The organism is Lyngbya sp. CCY1209, assembly GCF_055795065.1.
In genome coordinates, this window is record NZ_JAYFER010000473.1 from 1 (window position 1) to 24,895 (window position 24,895).

Consider the following 24,895-nt stretch of genomic DNA (forward strand, 5'->3'; position numbering starts at 1 on the left):
CTTGTCACAGGCAAGATGCCCGGGCTACAAAAGCGATCGCGTAAAACAAGCTTCTAGCTTGTCACAGGCAAGATGCCTGGGCTACAAAAGCGATCGCGTAAAACAAGCTTCTAGCTTGTCACAGGCAAGATGCCTGGGCTACAAAACTGATTGAGGAATTACAATTGAGTTTTTTTAATGCACCCAATCTTAACATCCTGTGGGGGACGCTATTAGTCGAAGAATTGATTCGCAATGGTATCGATTATTTTGTCCTTTCTCCCGGTTCCCGTTCCACCCCGCTGACGGTGGCGATCGCCCGCCATTCCAAAGCGAAACGCCGGGTTTGTGTGGACGAACGGGGGGCCGCATTTCACGCGATCGGCTACGCGAGGGCGACGGGAAATCCCGCCGTTTTGATCTCGACATCCGGTTCCGCCCCCGCCAACTATTTCCCCGCCGTGATCGAAGCATCCGCCGATCGCTTACCCTTGATTATTATCTCCGCCGATCGCCCCCCGGAATTGCGGCAGACGGGGGCAAATCAAACCATTGATCAAGTCAATCTTTACGGAAATTACACTCGCTGGACGTTCGATCTTCCCTGTCCCGATGAAAGCATCTCTCCCGCCGTCGTTTTAACCACCGTCGATCAACTCATTTACCGTTCCCGGCGATCGCCCTGCGGTCCGGTTCACCTCAATTGTATGTTTCGGGAACCCCTCGCCCCGACAGATTCCGCCATTTCGGACGGTTACACAATCCCCTTGAAACGATGGTTGAACGGCGATCGCCCCCGGACGATTTACGAACTCCCGAAAGCGACACCGACTCCCCAAACCCTGCAACAGATCGCCGCTATTTTGAACGAAACGAAACGGGGAATCTTGGCGATCGGGGCGTTATCATCTCCCCGAGAAGTCGCCGCCATTTCCGAGTTGGCGAAACGGTTACAATTTCCCATTTTTGCCGATATCCGTTCCGGCTTGCGGCTGGGGAATTCCCTCCCCGAACAGATTCGATATTTCGATTTTCTACTATCCGCCGAAATTTGGAATAACTCCGAACCCATCGAAACGGTTTTACAGATCGGCGATCGCATCCTCTCCAAACGATTTTTGCAGCAGTTGGAACAGCATCCCCCCGCCAATTATATCGTCATCCTCGACGAACCCAGCCGCCACGATCCCACCCACGCCGTCACCCACCGAATCGAAAGCGATATCGAAATTTTCTGTCGGAATCTATCGCCATTTTTGATATCTAAAATTTCCGAAACTTGGAAAAATAACCTCTCGAAAACCGCTCAAAAAATCGCCGACGCGATCGCAGACAGTTTGACACCAGAATCGGATTTAAACGAGATCGCGATCGCCCGCGAAGTCTCCCGCCACATCCCCCCCGACAGTGGCTTATTTTTATCTAACAGTATGCCCGTCCGCGACATGGATAACTATGGACTTTATGGCGGAAATTATGTTAGAATAGGAGCCAACCGGGGAGCCAGTGGCATCGACGGAATTATCGCCTCCGCCACGGGTTTATGTCAGGGGTTGAATGCCCCCACGACTTTGATAATTGGAGATCTGGCATTTCTGCACGATTTGAACTCCCTTTCCTTGGTGCGATCGCTCCCCCATCCCCTGTGGATTATCGCCATCAACAATAACGGCGGCGGCATCTTCTCCTTCCTGCCCATTTCTCAATTTGAGGACGTATTTGAACCCTATTTCGGCACGCCCCAAAACCTCAATTTTTCCCACGCCGCCAAATTATTTGATATCGAATATTTTTCGCCCCAAACTTTGGAAGACTTCGTGAGAGATTATAAACGTGCGATCGCCTCCCAGCAATCCGCAATATTGGAAGTCAAAACCGACCGCCAAAACAATCGAGAATTGCATCAAAAAATAACCCAAAAGAAGGGTCTCCAGCCCCCCTAGCCCCCATCCCCCCCAGCCCCCCTTTGTAAGGGGGGAGTAAGGGGGGAGTAAGGGGGGAGATCGGGGGGAGATCGGGGGGAACCGCAGAATAGACTCCCCTCGCCCAGAATTGGGAGAGGAGCCGGGGGTGAGGGCGAGAAAGGTTTCCGGGTTGGCGAAGATCGGATGTATCATTTAATGTTATGGCAATGAGCGCTCGGGTGTTAACAAATTCGGGGGAACCTCGAAAACTTCAAAACCTCGATTCAAAGGGGCTTTGAGTTCTCCCGACTCCCGACTCCCGACTCCCGACTCCCGCGCGCAGCGCTATCAGTTCATCCATCCCCCGATCGCCCGCCGTGCTATCTTTTCTACTGGTCATCGCCGTCCTGTTCGTCAGCTCGCTGTTCACCTCTATTTTTATTCTCGCACCCGTCAACTTCCTCGCTTGGCTGCACCTGCCCAGTTGGACGGGGTTGGTGGTGCTGGGGCTGTTCGTAGCCTGGTGTTTGGGAGAATAGGAAATATAGGGCGGGCAGAACCCGCCCCAGCGACTATTTCAGCGTCGTTTTGGAGACGATGCGGGTTTTCTTACGATCGCCCTCGGAAAGCTCCTCGCCCGACTGGAGGCGGGTGGCGCTACTCTGGAGGACGGTGGCACCGCTTTTGTCGCCCATCTGCAAGGCCGTTTTCGCCGCCGTCTGCAACATCGTGGCGGCCCCGGCGCGATCGCCCTGCTGCAACTTCGTTTCGGCGATCTGAGTCTGCCGGTACTTCGCCAGGGCGTAAATGTGCTGCTGCACCTGCTTGTCCGCAGTGGGGCGGTAGTCGCCGATCACGTTGGCCTCCACCAGCATCGGTTCGGAGTAGAGGTTTTCCACCGCCAACGCCGGATCGTCGTAGCGGACCTGGACTTGCGCGATCGCCTGCTTTCCGGGCGCTAATTTGCTGATATACAAATTCGCCAAAACCACCCGTTCCGTATCCTTCATCAGATCCCCCAGACGCACCGCAAAGCGATCGCCCTCCGACTGGACGGGCAGTTCGATCGTGTCCGGGGACACCTGGGCGATGGGCTTCAATTCCGCCAACCGCACGTTGGGAAACAGGGAAAATAACAAATAAGAATTGGTCAGCCCCACGGACTGCATCCGCGTAAATAGACGTCCGAACTCGTCGATCGCCTGTTCCGGATATTCGATATAGGCCAGGGCCCCGCCAGCCGCGTCGGCAATTTTTTCCAAAACATCCTGGTTCCAATCGTCGCCGAACCCCAAAGAATTGATGGTGAGGTTGTACTCCGTCGCCAATTTTGCCAGCTTCAGACAGCGATCGTTATCCCCGTGCTCGTTTTCCCCGTCGGTGAGCAAAAACGCCTGGGAAATCCGCTCCTGCTTGCCCTTTCCCAACTCCTCGATCCCCAGCTTCAAGCCCTCGTCGATCGCGGTGCCGCCGGACGTCCGCAGGCGGTCGATCTGCTTTTTGATCCGGTCGGGGTCGATGATATCCTGGTTGGGAACCAAGACCTTCGCCCGGTGGTCGAAGGCGATCACCGAAATGCGATCGCCCGGGTTGAGGCGATCGATGAGTTCCCCCGCCGCCTGCTTGACGGTATCCAGCGGTCGGCCGCTCATCGAACCGCTGTGATCTAAAATCAGGCAGAGATTCAGGGGAATGTGGCTTTCGAGCGACTCGGGAAGGGCCGAAATCGAAATGGCGAGTTGACGCTGGCTCGATCCCTGGTTCGCATCGACGTTGGGATCGTTGAGAGCGGGTTGCAAACTGACTTTCATCGAAGACCTCCGGGAATTTTAAAATCCCATCCGTAATAAAGGCGGACAAACGGCGCACGCACTCCGGTCGGCGGAGCGATCGGGGGGGAATTCCCTACCCGCTCCCCGGGAAGACCGATCGAGAGTTGCGTTACTATACATTAATAGTTTACCCGCACCCGGCGATCGCACGGGTCAGGTCTGATGGCAAGGACGTTTGACCCGACAACTGGCGGTCTGCCCGAATGCCACATCCTTGATGAGTTCATTGGTTTAAACCGTGCAATCACCCTACTACTACAGTGACAGTGCAATGCGGACGCCCCCGCCCGATCTTCCGTCCTTGTTGCTCAAGGAACGGATCATCTACCTGGGATCGCCGCTGGTATCTGCGGACGAATACAAGCGACAACTCGGCGTCGATGTCACCAAACTGATCATCGCCCAACTGTTGTACCTGCAATTTTCCGATCCGGAAAAACCCATTTATTTCTACATCAATTCCACCGGGACTTCCTGGTACACCGGAGATGCGATCGGTCAGGACACCGAAGCCTTCGCCATCTGCGACACCATCAACTACGTCAAACCCCCCGTCCACACCATCTGCATCGGTCAGGCGATGGGCACCGCGGCGATGATCCTCTCCTCCGGAACCAAAGGATTTCGGGCCAGCCTCCCCCACGCCACCATCGTCCTCAACCAACCTCGCATGGGGATGGGGCGCTCCCAGGCCACCGACATCCAAATTCGGGCCAAGGAAGTCCTGGCGAACAAAACATCCGTTTTGGATATTTTGTCTCAGAATACCGGCCAGCCGGCGGAGAAAATTGCCAAAGACACCGACCGGATGTTCTACCTGACGCCGGAACACGCGAAAGAGTACGGACTCATCGATCGCGTCCTGGAAAGCACCAAGGAACTGCCCACACAAATTCCCGCCGGGATTTCGTAAACTCTTTTCTGTTAGCAACTATGCCTGTCGATGACATTCTTCGCGTCCCCTACCAAATTCCTGGCAGCCAACAGTGGCGGTGGATCAACATCTACACCCGCCTCAGTCAGGAGCGGATCGTTTTTCTCAACCAACCGCTGACGACGGGCGTGGCCAATTCCCTCGTCTCGTCGATGTTGTATCTGGACTCGGAAGATCAAAATAAACCGATCTACCTGTACATCAACTCCATCGGCGACCCCGTTTTGGCGGGGATGGCGAACGAGTCGATGGGGATGATGTCCGTGATGGCGGCTTTGGCCATCTACGACACGATGCAGCACGTCAAATCCGAGATCTTGACGATCTGCATGGGTCAGGCGGTGGGGATGGCGGCGTTGCTGTTGGCCTGCGGTACGAAAGGAAAGCGGGCCAGTCTCCCCCACGGGATGATCACCCTGTACAACCCCCAGACGGTCACGCAAGGACAGGCCAGCGACATCCAAGTTAACGCCGAAGAGATCATCTCGAAACGGCAGTTGATGATGCAGATTTTTCACGAACACACGGGTCAGTCCGTCGAACGGATCACGAAAGACATGAACCGGACGTTTTACATGACCCCCGAACAGGCCCAAGAGTACGGCATCATCGATCGCATTTTAAAGCAACCCAGTTGATGTTCGGGTCGGGAGATGAGGACGGAATTTTTGAGAATTCTCACGTCTCAATTTTCCCCGCACCCCACGCCCCAAACTTGTTAAAAAATCCTTTGTTCAACCTCACGAAACGAGAGAAGTAAAAGTCATGCCCATTGGTGTCCCCAGCGTTCCATACCGCCTCCCCGGTAGTACCTATGAACAGTGGATTAATATTTACGAACGGCTGTTCCGGGAGCGGATCATCTTTTTGTCAGAAGAAGTCAACGATGGTATTGCGAATGCGATCGTGGCTTATATGCTCTATTTGGACTCCGAAGATCCGTCCAAACCGATTTACCTCTACATCAATTCCCCCGGCGGCTCGGTGACGGCGGGCATGGCGATTTACGATACCATGCAGTACATCAAATCCGAGGTCGTCACCATCTGCGTCGGTCTAGCCGCGTCGATGGGGGCGTTCCTGCTGGCGGCGGGGACGAAGGGCAAACGCTTGGCCCTGCCCCACGCCCGGATCATGATCCACCAACCCCTCGGCGGCACTCGCGGACAAGCCAGCGACATCGAAATCGAGGCTAAAGAGATCCTGCGAATTCGCACGGTCCTCAACGAGATGCTGGCCGAACGCACGAGCCAACCTCTGGAAAAGATCGAGAAAGATACCGATCGCGACTATTTCCTCTCGGCTCGAGAAGCCTACGACTACGGCCTCATCGACCAGGTGATCGAGGAGCGCCCGGTTTAGCGATCCGCCCCGTTTGGGGTACACTTTCGACGATGCCCGCCTCAGTTCGCGATGGTTGTGAACGCGGGGCGGGTTTGGCGACGGGTTCAACTGGGACAAACAGACCGAAATGGATACGACGGATTACTATCGCAGGTTGGGTTTGAGGGCGGGGGCGAGTTTGGAGGCGGTGAAGGCTTCCTACCGGCGACTCGCCCGCCAGTACCATCCGGACGTCAACCCCGACGATGCGGAGGCACAGGAGCGGTTTATCGCCGTGACGGAGGCTTACAAATATCTGCTCGATGTGGCGAAACCGGAGGCGGAGATGGCCTGGGCGGCGACATCATCCCCCGGTGTTCGGGACGTTTCACCCCCCCGCTACCAACCCGTCACACCGAAGATTTACCGCAAGGCGCCACCCATTCAATTCAACCCGGAACTCTCGGAAATCGAGCGGAAATTGAAGGAAAATTCCTATCGGGAATTGCAGCAACTCCTCAAATCTCGGCGATTTCCCCGGGCGATCGCATTGGCGGAGGGACTGGCGGCTAGAATCCCCCAAGACCCGGAAATTCGCCAGTGGCAGGCGATCGCCTACCAACGTTGGGGGCGGCATCTGATCAAAGAACGCCAGCTCGAAAAGGCTCGAAATTATTTGAAAAAAGCCCTCCGTACCGACCCTCACAACCGCGCCTTGTGGGCGGAAGTGGAGCGGGATTTCCGGCAGTTGGAACAGATTTATTTTTGAGACGCTCTCGCCCTCTCCCCCGACCCCTCTCCCAATTCTGGGAGAGGGGAGTCAATTCAACGCAGGAATAGCATCAAAACCGCCGCGCCGATCATCAGGCTTCCGGCGATTTTGTTGAGGAGAACGCCCAATTTCGGGCTGAAATACAATCCGGCCCGACTGGCGGCGATCGCATAAGCAATCTTCGTCCCGCCAACCGTCAAAACCGCGACCCAAATCGCGATCGCAATATCGAGAGGGGTCGCCGCGTCGAGGTCGAAAAATGCCGGGAAAAAACCCAGGTAAAAAAAGACGGCTTTTTGGTCGGCTAAGGTAATCAGAAGTCCCGCCAAGAAACTGGAGAATAAAGAAGCATCTCGGGTTCCCTCGACGGTACGCGGTTTCGCCCGGGTTCTCCACAGTTTGACCCCCAACCAGATCAGATAGCCGCAAGCGAAATATTTCACGAACACGAACAGATCGCCCGTCGCCTCCACGAGCATCGCCAGACCGCCGATCGCCAGTAAAATAAAAATGATGTCGCCCGCGACGACTCCGGCGGCGGTGAGGATGCCGTGAATCAATCCGGAGGAGACCGATCGCGCTGATACCGCCAACACGCTGGCACTGGGGAGCGCGGCGAGGACCAGCAGGGTCAAAAACATGGCGACGATACTCGTTAAAGACAGTGTAACATCCATTTTAATATCCATCCATTTTAATAAATTTTCTTGAACAAATACACGTCATCTTGTGAATATTGAATTTCAAAGTCGTCACTATTTTGGAGATTTTCAAATAAAAAATTGGCAAATTCGCGGCTGCTTCTCCAACCCGGATGGCGGAGATTTAATAACACCTGGTCGAATTGGGTCAAATCGGGAATTTTCGCATCGGAATTGGTGAACTCGATCGCCCTTCGGTGGGTGAGGTGGGGGGCGAGATTGGCGGTGGTGAGAACGCTGCCGTCGGGGTAAACCCGGGCCACCGCATTTCCACTGGCCGACCAAGTGTCGATTTCCTCCAAATAAATCGACCAAAAATAGCCGAATTTTGCCAGAGAAACAAACCCAATCAGCGACCAAACAACGATTAATTTGTGCAGGTTATAATTGAAACTTCCGATACATTGGATCGAGCGATCGCGCCAGAACCAAACCCACAGATACTTTCCCAAATAGCCCTTTCCTTCCGCCAAAGTTGCAATTATTGCGACCATCAAAAAAGGCACGATGGGAACCGAATATTGGTGGATCAAATCCCGCTGGGCTTGAATATCAGATAACATATTTTTGGCCAACACCGGCACGGTGGCAACTAAAGGGCTGAGGTGGCGGGGGGACAGCCAAAAAATCACCGGAGAAAAGACGAGGGCGAGATATTCCAAAGAATCCGGAGAAAAGACCCGTTCTAATACCCGTTTCGGTTTGAAGACTAAATTAATTATAATTTCGGGGATCGAGTCTCCCAAATAAGTGTAGCGGCCGACCCCACCCGGCCCCCCTCCTTCTTTAAAATAAGGAATAATGACACCGACGGCGATCGCGAACCAAACCGTACCCAAAAACAGTGCGATCGCGCCGCAGCGACGTTTTTTCTCGCAAAAATACAGCCAAAACCCCATCCCAATTACAGTCAAAGATAGGGCATCTTTGCAGCCCAAAATCCAAATAATTGCCACCGTAAACCAGAGGGTGCGATCGCACCGCGCCGCCAAAATTGCCGCCAGCAAAGCGGGTCCAGCCATGACCTCCGGGTGAAAGTCGAATAAATTGATATTGAAAACGACGGGATACAGCAAATAAGCCGCCGCCACCGCCGCAGAAACCCGCCGATCCAACCCCGCCAGCCGCGCCAAACCCCAGGTCGGCCAGACCCCGGCAGCCAGGGAAATTGCCTGCACCAAAAACAGCCAGTAAACCGACGGATAAATCCAGTATAAAATCCCGAGGGGATATACCGCCCAAGCCGCGTGATTTCCCATGTGATGAATGTTGAGAAAAGAAGAGATCGGCGGTTCGCCCCGGCTGATGAGATAAACCACCTGGTCGTAAATTCCCAACTCGAAGGCGGTAGACTGAAACAAATTGTGCCGGAGGCTGCTGGCGGCAAATAAAACAACAAATGCGATCGCCATCATCAGGGCGACGGGGTGAAATTGAAACCGTTTCGATGGGGAAAAAGACACCTTTTGACTCGGTACATTGGTACGCCTGATCGGGGTTCGGCGATTTTACTCGGGAGATGCTTCCCGGACATCAAGACGTCGGAAAACCATCACATCATTTTGCTGATAGAGAGTTTGAAATTCGGGGTCGGCGGCCAACCTGCGGGCGATCGCTTCCCCCGTCTCCACCGTATCCGGCCAGGGATGGCGTCGGTTTAAAATCACTGTATCAAATTCTGTCAAATCCCCGTCGGCGGACACCTGACTCAAGAGTTTGAGGACGCGGCGGTGGGTGAGGTGGGGGGCGAGATAATTGTCCGTCAAAACGGCCGTTTGGGGTCGAACCGTCGCCACGGCTTCCCGCGTCGCCTGCCAGGTGTCGAGGCGTTGGGTGTACTCCAAAAATCGCCCGTATTTTCCATACAACAGGAAAATTAATAAAGACCAAAGCACGATCGCCTTGGGGAGAGACAGGGGAAACTTATCCGTATTTTGCCACTTTTGCCACAGGTGATTCAAACCGCCCCAGAGGGTGTTTCCGTTTCCGGCCAAACTCGCGATCGCCGCCAGCAGTAAAAATGGAATCACGGGGATGGAATATTGGTAGGCGAGGCTGCGTTGAAAGGAGACTTCCGAAAGGCTGTTAACGAGTAAAGTGGGGAGGGCGGGAATTAACGGTGTCAGGTGGCGTGGCGACAGCCACCAGAGGACGGGCAAGGCGAGGACGAATAAATAATCCAAGGTTTCCAGGGAGAACAATTTCCCCAAAACCAACTGGGGTTTCAGAAACAAATTAATCAAGATTTCAATAACAGAATTGCCCAGGTAGGTGTAACGCCAGACACCCGCCACTTCCTCGCCGCTAAATTGGGGGATAATGAGTTGGGTGACGATGACAAACCAGGCCGATCCCGCCATTAATGCGATCGCGCCGCACCCCCGCCGTTTTTCAAAAAATATCAGCCAGATTCCCAGGGCGATAATGGTCAGAGATAACACCGCCTTGCAGCCCAACACCCACAAAATCGCCGCGCAGAACCCGAAGATTTTTTGCCGTCGCGCCGCCAAAATTGCCGCCAATAAAGCGGGAAGGGCCATGACTTCCGGGTGAAAATCGAACAAATTGATATTGAAAACGACGGGATACAGTAAATAAGCCGCCGCCATTCCCAGAGACGTGCGATCGTCCAATCCGGCCCGCCGCGCCAAACTCCAGGTCGGCCAGGCCCCCGCCGCCAGGGAAATCGCCTGGACTACCAGCAGCCAGTAAACGCTGGGATAGATGCGATATAGCAATCCGAGGGGATACACGGACCAGGCGGCGTGATTTCCCATGTGGTGGAAGCCGAGAATGGAGGAGATGGGCGGCTGTCCCTGACTCATCAAATAGGTGACTTGATCGTAAATGCCCAAATCGAAGCCGGTGGATTGGAACATATAATGGCGGAGACTGCTGGTTATCAAAAAGATCGCGATCGCGCCCCCCATCATCCACAACAGGGCGTCCGGGGCGATCGCCACCTTCGATTTCGGCTGAGAAGTCGCAGATTCTGGGGACGTTTCCATTCCGGGTGTAGCCAACTGCAATTGATATCGCCCCTCATCGTAACAGTTTGGCGTGTAGGGTGTCGGGTGGGGTTGAAATTGTCGGGGTTCGCTGCCATTCGCCCTCCCCCGACTCTCGATTCTCGACTCCCGATTCCCGACCGATTGGGATCGCGGGACGGACTATTGTATCGTGGAAAAAACAAGCTAAAGAAAAGATGAAAGCAATCACACTTCTCGGTTCGACGGGTTCCATCGGGACTCAAACCCTCGATATTGTCGCCCACCACCCAGATCAATTCAGGGTTGTCGGGTTGGCGACGCGGGGCAATGCCGCCCTCCTCGCCGAACAGGTGCGGCAGTTTCGCCCGGAAATTGTGGCGATCTGCGACGAGGCGAAACTCCCGGAATTGCGGGAGGCGATCGCGGATCTGGACCCCCAACCCGTGGTTTTGGCGGGGGAGTCTGGCGTGGCGGAAGTCGCCCGCTACGGGGACTCGGAGGCCGTCGTGACCGGGATCGTCGGCTGTGCGGGGTTGCTGCCCACCATCGCCGCGATCGAGGCGGGGAAAGATATCGCCCTGGCGAATAAGGAAACCTTGATCGCCGGCGGGCCGGTGGTCAATCCCCTGATCGAGAAATACGGTGTCAAACTGCTGCCGGCTGACTCCGAACATTCGGCGATTTTTCAATGTCTACAGGGGGTTCCCGAGGGCGGGTTGCGGCGGATTATCCTCACCGCCTCCGGGGGGGCGTTCCGGGATTGGCCGGTGGAAAAGTTGCCGGAAGTGACGGTGGCCGACGCCATCAAGCACCCGAACTGGTCGATGGGGCGGAAAATTACGGTGGATTCCGCCACGATGATGAACAAGGGGTTGGAGGTGATCGAGGCTCATTTCCTGTTCGGTGTGGACTACGACGCGATCGAAATTGTCATCCACCCCCAGAGTATTATTCACTCTTTAATTGAATTGCAAGATACCTCGGTTTTGGCGCAGTTGGGATGGCCGGACATGAGGCTGCCGCTGCTGTACGCCCTGTCTTGGCCGGAGCGAATTTATACGAATTGGGAACCGCTGGATTTGGTGAAGGCGGGCAGTTTGACCTTTAAAGCCCCGGACGATCGCAAATATCCTTGTATGCAATTAGCCTACGCCGCCGGACGGGCGGGGGGGACGATGCCGGCGGTTTTGAACGCCGCGAACGAGCAGGCGGTGGCGCTATTTTTAGATGAAAAAATTGGATTTTTAGAGATTCCGAAGATGATCGAAATGGTCTGCGATCGCCACCGGGCAGATAACCGCCAAAATCCCACATTGGAGGACATTTTGGAAAGCGATCGCTGGGCGCGGGAGGCGGTCAACGAGGCGAGTCTGGCCGTCGATCAGAAAGTGGCGATTTCAATTTAAAAAAATCTGCATGATCACCAAAAAAACCCAGACATTCGATCTGGGTTTTTTTGATTCGCTTATCAACCGGGAAATTGACTTCCAATTGCCGCGATCGGCAACTCAGAACAATTTTTCAATTGCCCTGAGTGACTCGGTTTCAATTAAGCAATGATCAGAACGTCACCGCTGTTGATGCGCGGGAAGCTGCCGTCTTCCAACTGGGCAAATTGGGCGATGATGGAGGTTCCTCCGGCGTCGCTGCCGTTGGCATCGTACTTGAGCGCACCGGTGGCCTGTTCGTAAGCCAGCAGCGGGGAAGTGATGTTGGCATCGCCATCGGTGTAAACCCCCGTCGGGATGAGGACAAACTGGTTCGGTCCGAGTTCGTTTTCGCTGACGCCCGCAATCAGATCGAAGCCAAACCCACCCGTGTTAGTGTCTCGGCTGAACACGAGCTGGTCATTTTCGCCGGCGTTGAAGTCCGTGATGAAGTCGGCTTCCGATCCGGCGATCGCCGCCTGGAACCGATACAGGAACAGGTCTTGGCCGTCGCCACCCACCAAAGTATCCGCGTTGTAACCGCCTTCGAGGGTATCGTCGCCAGCTTCGCCGTTGAGGACATCGAGTCCGGTGCCGCCGAACAGGAAGTCGTTGCCGCCGCCGGCGATCAGGGTGTCGTCGCCGGCGCCACCGCCGGCGAATCCGGCGGCCACCGTACCGCCTTGCAGGAAGTCGGCGCCGGAACCGGTGCGGATGCTGTCGTTGCCGTCGCTCCCATCCACGGTGTTGCTGCCCAGGGTATCCAGGATAGTGAAGCCGACATCGAAGCTGCCGCCGGAGATGCTGTCATTGCCGAGCATATTGGCGCTGGCGGACAGGAGGGTGTCCCCGGTGCTGCCGAAGGCGATGGTATCGTTGCCGTCGCCGCCGTCGAGGACGTTGCTGAGGGCCGTGGTACTTGCACCGATAATGAAGTCGGCACCGGTTCCGCCGAACAGGCTAACCGTGAGGGGGACGGTGGAGGTGCGGACGAAGGCGCTACCGTCGAGGGTATCGTTGCCCACGCCGCCGTCCATGATGCTGAAGAATCCGAACAGGCTGTCATTGCCCTCGCCGCCGAACAGGGAGTCGCTGGCAAAGGCGGCGACGACCGTATCGTTACCGAAACCGCCGTCCAAAGTGCTGTTGCCTGCAAAATTGGGGAGGGAACTGGGAATACCTTGGGTGGTCAACTCGTTGGAGGTGTTGGTGGAGATAAAGTCGGCTCCACCGCCACCGAGTACGGAATCCTGAGCCGCAAAGCTGAGGATGGTATCGTTGCCGTCTCCGCCGTCGAGAAGGTTTTGGCCGTCTCCGAACGTACCGATCCCGCCCCGGATGGAGTCATCCCCGCCACCCCCGATCAACGTCACCTGGGTCAGGCCAATCAGAGCGGTCGTCGTATCGAAGGGACTGATGGAACCTTGGGGGTTCCGGGCCGATAGCGTGTCGTTGCCCAAATCCCCGCTGCCGTAGGACAAGTCGCCGACGACAACGACGGAGTCGTTATCCTGGCCGCCGTACAGGCTATCTCCGCTGCCGATACCGACGATCGTGTCATTGCCGATGTTGCCGCTAACGAAGTTGTTGCCTTGGTTGGCACCCCCAACGGCCGGGGGAACGAGGACACCAATGTTGCTGACACCGGAGGCGTTGTAGAAGCCGAGTTGGTCGTCTCCCTTGCCCCCGTACATCGAATCGCCACCCTGCAAGCCACCCAAAATGGTGTCTTCGTCCTGATTTCCGAATAAATAGTTGTTGGCGGCGACGCCGATGACGAAATCTCTGCCGGCTCCTCCGTAGAGGGTTGCGGACAGGTCCGACGAGAGGGTATCGCGGCCGTCTTCGCCCACGAGGGCGACACCGGTGGCCCGACCTTGTAGGGAGTCGTTTCCGGGGCCGCCGAAGAGGGTGTCCCCGCTTCCTTCGCTGGTGAGGACATCGTTGCCGCTGATGTCGCTGCCGACCAGGCTATCGCCGTAAATCAGACTCCCTCCCAGGGTTGCGGAGGTGATGGTGTCATTTCCTCCGATCCCCAGGATGGTATCTGGCCTGGGGGCAAAAGGTGCGTTCTGATTGTATGAATCAGGACCGCTGGTGAGAATGGTTATACCTGTTCCAGATGTCATTTTGTTTCACTCCTCCGCAATGATGTTCTTGAGCCGTTGGGACGACAGACACTGCCTGAAACACCAGAGTTTGTTCGGCAGTAGTTTAACCTTTTTAGCCTCAGCAAGTCTAGTCCCTTGCCCACACGCCCGGCGGCGATGTCCGTGGGACTATTTAGATCTCCGGGGTCTATTATCATTGGTCTGGCGATCGCTTTTCCCTGAATCGTCTTCTAATCACTACTCTTATTAGATTGATTTGGGTCCCCGTAAAGTTTAGACGGAACATCTCTATCTCGGGTTCCTTGGAGGCTCCCACTCCGATCGCTTCTGGCTAAAAAAAAGCCGGATGCCATTGACAAGAGCCGTTCGAGAACGGTGATTTTTCACGGGGACTCCCCCCCCGTTTTCTCCACATTCAATTGATGCCAACGCCCCTCCAAAGTCACGGGTTGAGCCTCGATTTTATCGGGACGATCTGTGGGATTTCATCCCCCGGGCGGGAGAAACAAGAAACCGAATCTCGGCGGTCGAATCCCACCCGCCGCCCGAAGTCCCCCATTGGGAGGGACTCCGGCCGTCCGACCCTCGCCCTCACCTAGGCGACGACCACCGGCGACGACCGGGCGGCGACCGGCCGGCCTCCCCGGGCGACTTCTTCGATCAACTGCAGTTGTTCGGACAACAACTCGGAGAGATCGTAACGCTCCACAACCGTCTGGCGGGCGCGATCGCGCAATTCGGCCATCCGGTTCGGGTGGTCGAGGACCTCGTCCACGCGATCGGCGATTTGCTTGGGGGAAAAGAAATCCACCAACAGGCCGTTGTCGCCGTCCCGAATCACCTCCCGGACGGGGGCGGTATCGGACCCGAGAACGAGGCAACCTGTGGAAAGCGTCTCTATCATAGACCAGGACAGGACAAAGGGTCGAGTCAAATAGATGTGGACGTCGGAGGCTTGGATCACCTTCAGATATTGGCCGTAAGGTAACGGGCCGACAAAGTGAATGCGGGACAGATCCAGGGGGATTTGTTCGAGCATTTTCTGCTTGTAACTCACGCCGTCCGGCAGAGATTTACCGTAGCAAACTCGCTCGGAACCGACAACGACCGCGTGGCAATTTGGCCTTCTTTCCTGTATGTACGCCATCGCTTCGATGAATTCTGGAAAACCCCGATAGGGTTCCATGCCGCGGGCGACGTAGGTGACGATCTCATCGACCCCACTCAAGTCCAAATTGGGCAGGATCAACTGGGCCGTCGGGTCGGGCTTGAAATAGGAGGTGTCCACGCCGTCATGAATGACGGAAATCTTCGATTGCAGTTCCGCAGGAAATTGCGATCGCTGCCACTCGGTCGGCGAAATCCCCCAATCACAAGAGTATAGATCGATCAGGATCGGAGAATTCTTCACCCGAATTCGGGCCATGTCGTCGATGGTCAGGGGATCGGCGGGGTCGAAATCCGCATCGGACCCTCTCGACCGGTAAAACCATTCAAAATAGCAGAGCAGGGGCGTATCCGGGAAGGCTTCTTTCACGAATAGCGTCGGACCCCAACCGGAATGGCCGCAGATGACATCGGGCACGAACCCCCGGGCTTTCAGTTGTTCGGCCATCCGGTACACCGCCTGACCGTAGATCACCGCACCCTCCAAACCCCGGACGTATTGGTGCGTTTCCGCGCTCGGGTCGCGGGTGGGCTTGAACAGGGCCTTCGTGACGCCCGGGATGTTCCACTCGGGGCGCTCGTTTTTGGTCCCGAAAACAATTTGGTTGTTGGGGTCCGCGCCGAGGGCGGTGATGATGTGCCGGTATTGGGCCGGAAAGTTGGGGTGCAGAAATAGTGCTCGCATGGTGAACCAGAAATTGGGCGATCGACATCACAGGGCAGGGGCACGGCAGATCCACACGCAGTCTCGGGGGACGGTGCGGGTGTCTTTGTGCAAGATCTCGTAGCCGATATGGGAGAGAAATTTTTCCATCAGACTATCCGTCATCACCGAAAAGGCGGTTCCCTGCCGGCGTCCGAGCAGGTTTCGATCCCAGTCTTTGAGGAATTTCTGCCAGCCGAGCTCGCTGAGGGTGTTGGTGTGGTGGAACAGACAGAGCCGATCGCCCTTCAATAATGGGGGGATGCGAGTCAGGTAGTTGAAAATATCCCGGGGCTCCAGGTGGACCATCGTATCGTAGCAGAAACACAGATCCAAAGATGCCGGCTCGATGCCGTCGAGGGTGATGCCGTCGAGTTTCACATAGCGAACCCGTTCATCTCCCAGGCGGTCCCGCGTCGCCTCCAACATCCGACCGGAAATATCCGCGCACACCAGGCGATCGCAGTAGTCGAGCAGCATGGCCGCCGTCCGCCCCCCCCCGATCCCGATTTCCAACACCGCGTGGTGTTTCCGGATATACGGGGCAATAAACCGCTCTTCGATGATCGCCTCGTATTCGGCCCGGGAATTCGCCGCCCCCGCCGCCTTGCCGATCCACTCGTCCCCGATGTGGACGAAATCCGGACTCGCACTCGTCCAATTTTGGGCGTATTCGTCCCAAGCCCCTTCGTAGTCGATTTTGATACTCTCGCTCACCGCTGCCTGCTTGACCTCCTGTGGGGGTAAACTCTCATTTTCGGAACCGGACTCGTCCCAACCCAGATCCCAGCCGAGAAATTGCGCCAACCGGCGGTTGTGGGGACGGAAATAGTCCCGCAACTGCCGGCGGATCGGTTCCGGAACCGGGGAATAGTTGCCCGCATTGTAGCGATTGTAATGGCTCGGGTGGTGTTCGGGCAGCTCCAAGAACTCGAAAACTCGGTTGACGGTGGTTTCGGGATCGGCATACAGATCTTCACTGCGGAGGATCAGAAATTGTTCCCGGGGAAAGACGGACATCCACCGTTGTAGCTGCTCCACATAAATGCCCCGGGATAAATAAGTATAGTTTTGATGGTTGAAACTGTAATAGCTCGGGTCGGCGAGGAGTTTCTCCGTCTCCAAGAGCAGCCGTTCGGGTTCGGCCGCGATCGCCTCCTCCAACGACAGCGGTTCGCACCCCAGGCCGACTTCCCAATAATAGTGCGAGATGGCGCGATCGACCGGATCTCTCAACAACACGATCAATTTCACCCCGGGACACCCTTCGTAGAGGCGTCGGGGAACGTGGGGATGGAATAAATAGTAAGGTGACCCCTCCCCACTCAGCAGGCGTCCGTCCGCAGTCGGGGGGAATTGCGATCGATACCAGTCCCAGCCGCGATCGTAGTGGAGGGTGAAAAAGTGGATTTCTTTACCCGTCGCCGGCAGAATCCGGGGATGTTGGCAGAGATATTGATACAGGGAATTGGTCCCCCCTTTTTGGGTGCCGATAATTATAAAGTGCGGCGGGGGTGCGATCGCCTTTGGCGCTGCGCTTCGCGCGATCGCGCCCGCTCCATCAGTCCTCGACGGCCAAACCCTATCTCCCGGTTCCATACCCACTCAGTTTAATTTGGCTAATTCCCAATTTCCCTAGAAATCATATACCTAATTCGGTTACAATCACCACGAAATCCGGGATGTCGGGGGGAAAAATTCGGGCGTTCTCCGCTCTTCCCACCCCCGCCCACTCTCCCGAACCGAATATTCGATCGCCATTTTTGGGTCTCATGTCAACTGAAACTTTAGAGCAAGAATCATTACTGTATCAGTTCCGCCGATTTTTTGCTGATCGGTATCTGTCCGGAGATGGAATTGAAGTCGGCGCCCTCAATCATCCCCTCATTGTCCCGGACGTCGCGCGGGTCAAATACGTTGATCGCATGGCCGTCCCCGACCTCCGCCGCCACTACCCCGAATTGGCGTCCGAGCCCCTGGTTGAAGTCGATATTATCGACAACGGCGAATACTTGGAAACCGTCGAAGCAGCCAGCCAAGATTTCGTGATCGCCAACCACTTTATCGAACACTGCCAAGACCCCATTCTGACGCTCAAAAATTTGCTCCGAGTCTTGAAAACTGACGGCATTCTGTATCTGGCGGTTCCCGACAAGCGCTATTCCTTCGACTGCGATCGCCCCGTCACCCCCTTCCCCCACCTGCTGCGGGACTACGAAGAAGGGCCGGAACAGTCCAAGCGGGAACATTACGAAGAGTGGATTCGGATCGTCGTCGGCGAAAAAGACGAAGACACCGCCGAAGAGATGGTCAAAAAGCTGATCAAGCGGGACTACAGCATCCACTTTCACGTCTGGCGATCGATTGACTTTTTGGACTTTCTGATCGCCCTCAAAACCCACCTCGATTTCCCCCTGGACGTTCAACGAATGTTTCAAAATGCCACCGAATTTATTACCATTTTGAGGAAAACGAGGTAGCGCCCTCACCTCGCCCTCACCCCCGACCCCTCTCCCAACTTTGGGAGAGGGGAGATCGATCCGACAGTAGACGATCGCACGTCTCTCGTTTGATGGGGACATTCCATTTTCAATCCTCTGAAGAGGATTTTCGCTCGTAGAGACCCCTGGCTTGCGCCCTCGGAAATCAATTCCCAAGCGGCTTCTAAATCAGCTTTGTCAGAATGCCGGTCAACTTTTCTCCCAATCCCAAAACGTCCTCCCGTTGCTTCTCATCTTTGATATTTCCAGCTTCGTCAAAAACCTGATAAGCATTCGGGATGGTTTTCTGTTCCGGAATCACCAAAACGCCGATACTCTCCAAAATCGAGCGGACGTGAAACAACCCCCGCAAACCGCCCAAACCCCCCGGAGAAGTCGCCATAATTGCCGCGACTTTTCCCCGGAAACAAGTTAAAGATAAAGGGGGTTCTCCCTCCTCCGGACGGGAGGCCCAGTCGATCGCATTTTTGAGCAGTGGCGTAATTGAACTGTTATACTCAGGAGAGGCAATTAAAAAGCCGTGGTGGGATTTCAACAACTTTTTGAATTCGAGGACGCTCTCCGGAAATCCTTCCCGATCCTGCAAATCTTGGTCGTACAGCGGCATGGGATAATCCCGAAAATCAATAACGGTGACATCTGCCCCCGCCTGTTTCGCCCCTTCTGCGGCGATCTTGACCATTTTTTTATTCAGGGACGCTTCCCGCGCACTGCCGGCGAATGCCAAGATTTTGGGTGTATTTTCCATTGATTTTACCTCAAAAATAAATCGATGATGGCGGATAACTTTTCGCGCTCAATCCGAATTTTGGGATAGAGCTTTTTTTGAGCTGGTGATATCAAATCCGAGCCAATACCCGGAAAAATCCGGTTGGATATCCACACCGCTTGGGAATCAATTCCCAAGCTAATAGCACAAATCCTCGGTCGAGGATTGGGAAGATTCGGCGGGCAAATGACCGAATTTGATATGAGTTACTTTCGGGGATTCAAAGTCCCCCTTATCAAGGGGGATAATGGGGGATCAAACGGCTCTAAGACCCGACAGATTTGATACGAGTGACTTTGGGAATTCCAAGTCCCCCTTATCAAGGGGGATAATGGGGGATCAAGCTGTATCACGGCAGATCGAAGATCAACACTTCGGCGGTGTCCGATGTCCCCGCCAGGGTGAAAACATCTGTTTCGTGGACGGCGACGCCATCTCCGGCGGTCAAATTGCGATCGCCCAACATCAACGAACCCCGGACAATTTGAACCCACGCCACCCGCCCCGGCAATACGGAATAACTGACCGTTTCTCCATATTTTAATGACGAGACGTACAAATTCACGTCTTGATGAATCCGAACGGAACCGTCGCGGCCGTCGGGAGATCCCACCAGTTGCAATTTACCCCGTTTTTCCGCTTCCGAAAAGGTTTTTTGTTCGTAACTGGGCCGGAGTCCCGGGCGATCGGGGACGATCCAAATTTGCAAGAAGTGGACCGGATCGGTTTGGGAGGCGTTGAATTCGCTATGGAGAATACCCGTACCCGCCGACATCCGCTGAACGTCCCCCGGACGGATGGTGGAACCGTTGCCGATGCTGTCCCGATGTTCGAGGGCACCGGACAGAACGTAGGAAATAATTTCCATATCCCGGTGGGGGTGGGTTCCGAATCCCCGCCCTGGTTGCACCCGATCTTCGTTGAGCACCCGCAGGCTGGAAAATCCCATGTGTTCGGGGTCGTAATATCCCCCGAAGGAGAAGGTGTGGCGGCTGTCCAACCAGCCGAAATTCGCCGTCCCGCGATCGCCACCATAACGAATTTTCATCTCCAAATCACCTCCGAGTTGAGTTCGAGTCCCGGTCTTTGCGATTAGCTTTATTCTAAATTGATTCTCAAAAAAAGACAATATATAATTTTATAGACAGTTTGTTTCTATTTTATTGACAATATGGATAAATTTGAATCCCTGCGGGCCTTCGATCGCGTGGTCGCCTGCGGGGGATTTGCGGCGGCGGCGCGGGAAATGGGACTGTCGCGGTCGGCGGTGAATAAATTGGTGATGCAGTTGGAAGGGCATCTGGGCGTCCAGTTGCTCCAGCGGACGACCCGCCGGGTCACGCCGACGGAAGTGGGTCTGGCCTTTTGCGATCGCGCCCGGGCCATCCTCGCGGAACTCGAAGCGGCGGAACTGGCCGTTTCCCAACTCCACGAAGAACCGAGGGGAACCCTGAAAATCAACGCCCCCATGTCCTTCGGCATCCTGCACCTGGGGCCGGCCGTGGCCGATTTCATGCGCCGATACCCCGATTTGCAGGTGCAACTCACCCTCAACGATCGCGCGATCGACCCGATCGAAGAGGGGTTCGACATGACCCTCCGCATCGCCAAACCCCCGGAATATACGACGTTAATTTACGAAGCGATCGCGCCGGTCGATCGCCTGCTGTGCGCCTCCCCCGGCTACCTGGAAACGGCGGGAATTCCCACCCACCCCCGGGAACTTCCAAATTATTCCTGTCTCCACTACGGCTATCTCGCCACCGGCAACCAATGGAAACTCGTCGGCCCGGACGGAGAACACACCATCCCCATCCGGGGGACTCTCTGTTCAAATAATGCCCAAGTTCTGGTCGAGGCGGCGGTGGCGGGGTTGGGCATCATCCTGACGCCGGATTTCATCGCGGCCAAACACTTGCAACGGGGAACCCTCCGCCCGATTTTGCCGGACTACCGCCCCCCGAAAATTTCCTTATACGTCGTCTACCCCCCCAACCGTTACCTTTCGGCAAAAATCCGCCTGTTCGCCGACTTTTTGCGCGATCGCTTTCAAAGAGAATAGGTAATCGGTAATAGGGAATGGGGAATGGGAAGAATCTCAAATCTCAAATCCCCACACCCCACCGAACACAACCCAATTTATGATTTGCTGAATTCCAAACCGTTTTGTTCGGCGTAGCGATTCATGAACCGCATGAATCGCTCCCATTCTTCGGGACTTCTCATCAAATAAACCGCCTCGATCGCGGTGGGTTTGCCGTTGATGAATTTGCCTTTGACTTCGCGGGTGGTGAGCTCGCCCTCTTCGTCGATCAAATACATCCCCGTGATCTCTTCCGTGGCATCGTCGGCCAGGGCTTTCGGATTTTCAAAGGTAAATCGGGCCGTTCCTTGGCTGCCATCTCTGGAACGGGTGAGCCGCACGTCCGGGATTATTTCTTCGTCAACTCCCCGAGAAAACTGAATTGAAGCCATAATTTTGGTCTTTAAACAACAATTAATTCACAATTTTTCTATCCCCACACCGTCTCCGTGCCGGGATGAGAGCAATTTTTTTGCATTTTATCATTCTAGTGCATCCCGATCGCATTTACCACTGTTTGACCAAATAGTAGTATTGCGGCGATCGGTAATGATGTGTCAACTGTCCGGGTACTCAGGATGATGAAAAGCCGGTTTCCATTCCCTACACCCTACACCCTACACCCTACACCCTACACAAAAGGGGACACCCCCTCGGATGTCCCCCAAATTGAGACGGCGGGAACTAGACGATATAAGGAGAATCGATCGCCTGAGCCCGGTCGATGGCCACCAAAGTTTGGTAGAGGATGGCCGAGATTTCGGCGCGGGTGATGTCCCGCTGCGGCGAGAGGGTGGTGCGGCTGGGGTAGTTCACCACGATCCGGCTGTCGGTGGCCGTCGCGATCGCCTCCGTCGCGTAGCTGGGGATCTGGGCGCGATCGGTGTAAGTGCCGAGGGAATTGGGATTACCCCCGGTCAACTTCAACCCGTTGATCAGCGACACGATCGCCTGGGCGCGGGTCAGATTCTGGTTGGGGCGGAAGCTGCGATCGGGGAAACCCGCCAAAAATCCGGCCCGGTTCGCCCGTTCGATCGCCATTTTCGCCCAAAAATCGATCGCCACATCCTTGAACGCCGTCGCCTCCCGGATGGGCGTCAGCTCGAAAGCCTTCGCCAGCAGAGCCGCGTGTTGGGCGCGGGTCAGGTTCTCGTTGGGGCGGAAACTGCCGTCCGGGAACCCGCTGATGATGTCCATATTCGCCAGGCGGATGATGAACTCCCGCGCCCAGTGTCCCGCAACGTCGCTAAAGGGCTCGTCGTCCGTCGGAGGCGGGGGCGTCGGGGGCGTCGGGGGCGTCGGCGGGGGGACGATATTGCTGTCGAACTCGATATCCCCCCGGGTGTTGGAGGGGTTGATCTCATTCCCGACGGAGATCAACTTGAACTTCCCGGCATTCTGGACGTCGTACTTGCCGTTATCCCGGAAAATATTGCCCCCCGAATCCTGATCGCTGCCCAAATCCGGCAGGGCCTCGGCGATGACCGTCAAACCGTCCTGGAGGTTTTTCTCGATCACATTCTTCCGCAACACCGGCTTGCTGCTGCCGGACAGGACGATTCCGGTACGGTTGTTGAGAATCTGGTTTTCGCTGATCAGCGGCGCCGCCTGGGCCTGGACTGCGATCGCGTACCCGGTATCCTCGAACTTGTTCCCGCGAATTTCCCCCTTGGCATTCCCCGCCAACGCCATGCCGTTGCCGGCATTCTTCTCGAAGTGGTTGCCGACAATTTCGGGAATGCCGGTTCCCGTGACGAAAATCCCCTCCCGCTTGGAGTTCGCGAACTGACAGTTCGCCACGACGCAGTACACGGACTCGATCCAGGCCCCGGTGCCGCGAATTTGGTCGTTGGTGACGCTCACCCCCCGCATCGCCGAATTATGTTCCATCAAAACGGTGATATTCTGCCCCGCCGCGCTGGGACTGGTGAAGCGGCCGCTGCCGGTAATTTGAATCCCCTCTCCCTTGGCGGCTTCGTTCCCCGCCAACGTCACGCCGGAGGGGACGAACAGGGGAAAGGCCTCTCCCGTCGCCGCCGAATAGTTTCCCGGCGCCAAGAGCACCACCGTCCCGGGTTCGGCCTGTCGGAGGGCGTGGGCGATGGTTTTGAACGGGGCGGACTGGCTCCCGGATCCCGAGTCGCTGCCGGTGGAGGAGTTGACGTAGAGCGTCGGCGGGGCGCTCGTCGGGGCGCTTTGGACGACGACGCGGATCTGGCCCTGGACGCGGCCGGCGTCGAGCAAGTTGCCGAAGGATGCGATCGCCTGAGTGCCGGCGTGGTTGATGTCGAATCCGCCGTTGTTGCGGATCATGTTGCCCCCCGGCTCTCGGGCGTTGCCGAAGTCGGGGACTGCATCGTTGGTAATCACGACGCCATCTCCGGTGTTGCGCTCGATCAGGTTGCGGCGGAGGACGGGGGTGGCATTTCCGGCGATCAGAATGCCGGAGCGATTTTCAAACAGGGTGTTGTCGCCGATGCGGGTGGCGGCGTTATCTTTGATGGAAATGCCGTAGCCGGTGCTCTGGAAGGTGTTGTTGAGCACTTCCCCCTTGGCGCTGCCTTCGAGGGAGAGGCCGTAGCCTTCGTTATCGACAAATACGTTGCTGAGGATGTTGGGGATTCCCGAGCCGGTGGCGTAAACGCCCTCCCGGCGGCAGCGGGTGAAGGTGCAGCGGACGACGTTGCAGGACGCGGACTCGATCCAGACCCCAGTGCCCCGGACTTGGCTGTTGGTGACGGTCACGCCCCGCAGTTCGGCGTTTTCCGCGATCGCGATCGTGACTTCCTGGCCGCCGGTGCTGGGGCTGCTGTAGCGTCCGCTGCCCTCGATCAAAATGCCGCTTCCGGTCCCGGACTCGTTGCCCACGACGGTGACTCCGGCGGGGATCATCAGCGGGAAGGCTTCCCCGTTGGCGCTGTTGTAGGTCCCGGTTTCCAACTGGATGAGAGTCCCCGACTCCGCTTGTTTTAGGGCGTGGGTCAAGGTTTTGTAGGGGGCGGACTGACTGCCGTCGCCGCGATCGCTGCCGGTAGATGGGTTGACGTAAATTGTTGCCATAATTCTGTCTGTGGATAACAAATTTATCTGCGCTGATTCTAAAATCGGGTTACACCCCCCGGACGAAAGATTCTGGACGAAACCCGGAAAAATTTAATCCAGTTCAATCATTGCGCGATCGGCAACCGTTAAGCAATCGGGTTTTTCGCCCTCCCGCGTTTCACCCCCGGGGGGTATCGCCCCGAATCGTGGCGGCACGCCGGGGGTGAAATCCCCGAGATTTTAAGCGGTTCGCAAATAACCCCCGATATGGTCGGCCAGTTCGTCGCTCAGGGGCGTGGTTCCGCCGAGCAATTCGTGGCTGTGATTCAAGTGGCTCAGGGCATCGACCCGCCAAGAAAAGGCTTGATTTTCCGGATTTTCGTACCAGACGGTAATTTGATAACAGTAGGTTTCCCGGCGAACGGCGTCGCGGAGATAGTGCCCGTAAATTCCTTCGATTTTGGGTAAATTTTTGGGATTCATAAGAATAGACCCTCCCTCGGACAAATATGGATGTCAGTTGAGGCGTATTTTTACCGTCTCTTTCACGCTGGGAAGGGGGAATTCGGGAGGCTTTAGGTTTTCTTAACGGATTCGGAGGACTGCATGAGGGTCCAGATCAGATCGCCGAGAGAGTCGGTGTCGTCGAGGGGTGGG

21 protein-coding genes are annotated in these 24,895 nt (G+C 56.0%); 9 read left to right on the forward strand and 12 right to left on the reverse strand.

Translation table 11 applies throughout. From position 1 onward, the window contains the following. The first annotated feature begins 164 nt into the window (after positions 1–164). Both menD and AC0QHF_RS15085 read left to right on the forward strand, forming a co-directional pair. Positions 165–1,922, forward strand: coding sequence for a 2-succinyl-5-enolpyruvyl-6-hydroxy-3-cyclohexene-1-carboxylic-acid synthase (gene menD, locus AC0QHF_RS15080; RefSeq protein WP_324705049.1), 1,758 nt, complete (start codon positions 165–167; stop codon positions 1,920–1,922). Between the two features lie 338 nt (positions 1,923–2,260). Next, complete coding sequence (locus AC0QHF_RS15085) at positions 2,261–2,422, forward strand: hypothetical protein (protein ID WP_324705050.1); 162 nt, start codon at positions 2,261–2,263, stop codon at positions 2,420–2,422. Positions 2,423–2,455: 33 nt separating this feature from the next. Here AC0QHF_RS15085 and AC0QHF_RS15090 read toward each other — a convergent pair whose 3' ends face one another. Further along, on the reverse strand, positions 2,456–3,694 hold the full coding sequence (locus tag AC0QHF_RS15090; protein ID WP_324705051.1) for a vWA domain-containing protein: 1,239 nt from the start codon (positions 3,692–3,694) through the stop codon (positions 2,456–2,458). 259 nt (positions 3,695–3,953) lie between these two features. On the opposite strand from AC0QHF_RS15090, the gene AC0QHF_RS15095 reads away from it, so the two are divergent. From AC0QHF_RS15095 to AC0QHF_RS15110, 4 genes are all read left to right on the forward strand, one after another. Further along, entirely contained in the window at positions 3,954–4,628 is a 675-nt protein-coding gene (locus tag AC0QHF_RS15095; protein WP_324705052.1) for an ATP-dependent Clp protease proteolytic subunit, read from the forward strand. A 20-nt stretch (positions 4,629–4,648) separates the two neighbouring features. Beyond that, the gene (locus AC0QHF_RS15100) at positions 4,649–5,287 is read left to right on the forward strand and encodes an ATP-dependent Clp protease proteolytic subunit (RefSeq protein ID WP_324705053.1); all 639 of its coding nucleotides are present in this window, start codon (positions 4,649–4,651) and stop codon (positions 5,285–5,287) included. Between the two features lie 127 nt (positions 5,288–5,414). Next, a complete protein-coding gene (locus AC0QHF_RS15105; RefSeq protein WP_324705054.1) occupies positions 5,415–6,011 on the forward strand; it encodes an ATP-dependent Clp protease proteolytic subunit in 597 nt (198 codons plus the stop codon). A 109-nt stretch (positions 6,012–6,120) separates the two neighbouring features. Beyond that, positions 6,121–6,741, forward strand: coding sequence for a J domain-containing protein (locus tag AC0QHF_RS15110; protein ID WP_324705055.1), 621 nt, complete (start codon positions 6,121–6,123; stop codon positions 6,739–6,741). A 56-nt stretch (positions 6,742–6,797) separates the two neighbouring features. Here the strand turns inward: AC0QHF_RS15110 and AC0QHF_RS15115 are convergent, their stop codons facing one another. The 3 genes from AC0QHF_RS15115 to AC0QHF_RS15125 are packed head-to-tail and all read right to left on the reverse strand — an operon-like array spanning position 6,798 to position 10,468. After that, positions 6,798–7,421, reverse strand: a complete 624-nt coding sequence (locus AC0QHF_RS15115) for a LysE family translocator (protein ID WP_324705056.1) — start codon at positions 7,419–7,421, stop codon at positions 6,798–6,800. 17 nt (positions 7,422–7,438) lie between these two features. Next, positions 7,439–8,908, reverse strand: a complete 1,470-nt coding sequence (locus AC0QHF_RS15120) for a DUF2079 domain-containing protein (RefSeq protein ID WP_324705057.1) — start codon at positions 8,906–8,908, stop codon at positions 7,439–7,441. A gap of 45 nt (positions 8,909–8,953) precedes the next feature. Further along, positions 8,954–10,468 carry a DUF2079 domain-containing protein gene (locus tag AC0QHF_RS15125; RefSeq protein ID WP_324705058.1) on the reverse strand — a complete coding sequence of 505 codons (1,515 nt, stop codon included), beginning with the start codon at positions 10,466–10,468 and terminating at the stop codon, positions 8,954–8,956. 182 nt (positions 10,469–10,650) lie between these two features. Between AC0QHF_RS15125 and dxr the strand changes: the two genes are divergently transcribed. Then, positions 10,651–11,841 (forward strand): 1-deoxy-D-xylulose-5-phosphate reductoisomerase, encoded by a 1,191-nt coding sequence (dxr, locus tag AC0QHF_RS15130; RefSeq protein ID WP_324705059.1) that lies wholly within the window; start codon positions 10,651–10,653, stop codon positions 11,839–11,841. A 143-nt stretch (positions 11,842–11,984) separates the two neighbouring features. Here the strand turns inward: dxr and AC0QHF_RS15135 are convergent, their stop codons facing one another. The 3 genes from AC0QHF_RS15135 to AC0QHF_RS15145 form a co-directional block, all read right to left on the reverse strand. After that, positions 11,985–13,991 carry a beta strand repeat-containing protein gene (locus AC0QHF_RS15135; RefSeq protein WP_324705060.1) on the reverse strand — a complete coding sequence of 669 codons (2,007 nt, stop codon included), beginning with the start codon at positions 13,989–13,991 and terminating at the stop codon, positions 11,985–11,987. Positions 13,992–14,568: 577 nt separating this feature from the next. Then, the gene (locus AC0QHF_RS15140) at positions 14,569–15,825 is read right to left on the reverse strand and encodes a glycosyltransferase family 4 protein (RefSeq protein WP_324705061.1); all 1,257 of its coding nucleotides are present in this window, start codon (positions 15,823–15,825) and stop codon (positions 14,569–14,571) included. Between the two features lie 27 nt (positions 15,826–15,852). Further along, positions 15,853–17,442, reverse strand: a complete 1,590-nt coding sequence (locus AC0QHF_RS15145; RefSeq protein ID WP_324705062.1) for a sulfotransferase domain-containing protein — start codon at positions 17,440–17,442, stop codon at positions 15,853–15,855. A gap of 173 nt (positions 17,443–17,615) precedes the next feature. Between AC0QHF_RS15145 and AC0QHF_RS15150 the strand changes: the two genes are divergently transcribed. Then, positions 17,616–18,323: a methyltransferase domain-containing protein gene (locus AC0QHF_RS15150; RefSeq protein ID WP_324705063.1), complete on the forward strand. Its 708-nt coding sequence runs from the start codon at positions 17,616–17,618 to the stop codon at positions 18,321–18,323. Positions 18,324–18,507: 184 nt separating this feature from the next. Here the strand turns inward: AC0QHF_RS15150 and AC0QHF_RS15155 are convergent, their stop codons facing one another. Both AC0QHF_RS15155 and AC0QHF_RS15160 read right to left on the reverse strand, forming a co-directional pair. Further along, positions 18,508–19,092: an NADPH-dependent FMN reductase gene (locus AC0QHF_RS15155; RefSeq protein WP_324705064.1), complete on the reverse strand. Its 585-nt coding sequence runs from the start codon at positions 19,090–19,092 to the stop codon at positions 18,508–18,510. Positions 19,093–19,462: 370 nt separating this feature from the next. Then, positions 19,463–20,161, reverse strand: coding sequence for a pirin family protein (locus tag AC0QHF_RS15160; RefSeq protein ID WP_324705065.1), 699 nt, complete (start codon positions 20,159–20,161; stop codon positions 19,463–19,465). Between the two features lie 123 nt (positions 20,162–20,284). Between AC0QHF_RS15160 and AC0QHF_RS15165 the strand changes: the two genes are divergently transcribed. Then, on the forward strand, positions 20,285–21,175 hold the full coding sequence (locus AC0QHF_RS15165; protein WP_324705066.1) for a LysR family transcriptional regulator: 891 nt from the start codon (positions 20,285–20,287) through the stop codon (positions 21,173–21,175). 77 nt (positions 21,176–21,252) lie between these two features. On the opposite strand, the gene psb28 is transcribed toward AC0QHF_RS15165, so the two are convergent. The 3 genes from psb28 to AC0QHF_RS15180 form a co-directional block, all read right to left on the reverse strand. Further along, on the reverse strand, positions 21,253–21,588 hold the full coding sequence (gene psb28, locus AC0QHF_RS15170; protein WP_324705067.1) for a photosystem II reaction center protein Psb28: 336 nt from the start codon (positions 21,586–21,588) through the stop codon (positions 21,253–21,255). 292 nt (positions 21,589–21,880) lie between these two features. Next, on the reverse strand, positions 21,881–24,256 hold the full coding sequence (locus tag AC0QHF_RS15175; protein ID WP_324705068.1) for a DUF1565 domain-containing protein: 2,376 nt from the start codon (positions 24,254–24,256) through the stop codon (positions 21,881–21,883). A 222-nt stretch (positions 24,257–24,478) separates the two neighbouring features. Next, the gene (locus tag AC0QHF_RS15180; protein ID WP_324705069.1) at positions 24,479–24,721 is read right to left on the reverse strand and encodes a hypothetical protein; all 243 of its coding nucleotides are present in this window, start codon (positions 24,719–24,721) and stop codon (positions 24,479–24,481) included. Between the last annotated feature and the right edge of the window lie 174 nt (positions 24,722–24,895).